The following is a 1,693-nucleotide window of genomic DNA, read 5'->3' as shown; positions in this document are numbered from 1 at the left end:
AGGCGGCAAGCATCATTCGTTCTATCTGGGCAAGCTCAAGCCTTAAGTTTTTAGGGTGCATAGCGATTGATAGATTAGTGGTTCTGGCGTTTATGCACCCTAAATTATCGGCGTTTAGGGTGCATAGACATTGATAGATTACTGGTTCTGGCGTTTATGCACCCTAAATTATCGGCGTTTAGGGTGCATAGACATTGATAGATTAGTAGTTCTGACGTTTATGCACCCTAAATTATCGGCGTTTAGGGTGCATAGACATTGATAGATTAGTGGTTCTGACGTTTATGCACCCTAAATTATCGGCGTTTAGGGTGCATAGACATTGATAGATTAGTGGTTCTGACGTTTATGCACCCTAAATTATCGGCGTTTAGGGTGCATAGACATTGATAGATTAATGGTTCTGGCATCCATGCACCCTAAATTATCGGCGTTTAGGGTGCATAGCGATTGATAGATTAATGGTTCTGGCATCCATGCACCCTAAATTATCGGCGTTTAGGGTGCATAGCGATTGATAGATTAATGGTTCTGGCATCCATGCACCCTAAATTACCGGTGTTTAGGGTGCATAGCGATTGATAGATTAATGGTTTTGGCATCCATGCACTCTAAAGCAAGCGAGTCATTTAGGGTGCATAGGCATTGATAGATTAATGGTTTTGGCGTTGATGCACCCTAAATTAGCAGGCGTTTAGGGCGCATCTGCCTTGACAGATAGAGGTTCTGGTGTCTATGCACCCTAAATTGGTTGTGTAGTCGCGCTCACAACTGAGTGTCTGACAGCGTTATATTCGGCTTGTTGCTTTCCGAATTCCGAACTCATGCGTGATAGCTTACCAACGATATCGGTAGCTTGGTTCGTAACAATGAGAATAACGTAGAGGTGATTTGAACTCAACTCTTCACCTACACCACAACAATTGTTCAATAGGTAGCTATTGGGCTAGAAATCGTCCAAATTAAACAGCGTAAATTGATGAGGCGATGTTGTCGTATTTCTGGGTCGGCGTTTGCCCTTAACAACTTCTTGAACTACTGGATTTGAGTGAATTGATGTCTTCTCATTCAAGTCAATAACTTCTGAGCTTTCTCCTGAACTTATTTCATGTTCGACAGGACAATCAGTATCATTTTTAGCCTGAGACTCGACTGGCTCAAACCACTCATTATACCAGTAAGCAGCGTTTATTGATTGAGGTCTATCGCTACTTAAAGTATTGCCAAGGAGCAAATCAGTTTGACCCAACCACCAAATCGGAACAGCCAGCCAAGGTGAAAACAGATAAAACTGAAACAAAGCGCATTTTAACAGAGTAGGGTCTATATCTTGACCGATACCGCTCAGACAGTAATTCGACTGTGTTAACATTAAAGCACCCGTACCGCAAGCGGGTTCATTGAAGCTGGAAATTCGCTCTGTCTTATCACCACTGACTAACTTAGATATCAACTGACACAAAGCTAAAGGTGTCGGATAAAACCCTGAACTTTTTTGAGCAGTCTTTCCGCAAATTTGGGGTAGCAGCCGGCCCATGTAATCTTCAGGATACAGCATGAGAATTGACAGGTCAAACATCTGATAAAGACGCATTGATGCACCTTCACAGCCGGCCGGTTCTTTGGGTAAAATCTTGTAAGCTGGATGTCCGAATGCGAACAAAACCCAGTCCAAGAAAAACTCCAAATAGTC

Annotated in this window: 1 pseudogene; it reads right to left on the bottom strand. The window is 42.8% G+C overall.

Annotated features, from left to right (window positions below):
• Positions 1-946 precede the first annotated feature (946 nt).
• Positions 947-1,693 (bottom strand): annotated as a pseudogene (locus QUB35_RS38880) (hypothetical protein); the annotation flags it as partial.

Source organism: Microcoleus sp. B13-B6 (assembly GCF_036705405.1).
Taxonomy (GTDB): domain Bacteria; phylum Cyanobacteriota; class Cyanobacteriia; order Cyanobacteriales; family Microcoleaceae; genus Microcoleus.
The sequence above is the reverse complement of the archived record's forward strand: the minus strand, read 5'-3'. Positions and strand labels throughout refer to the sequence as shown.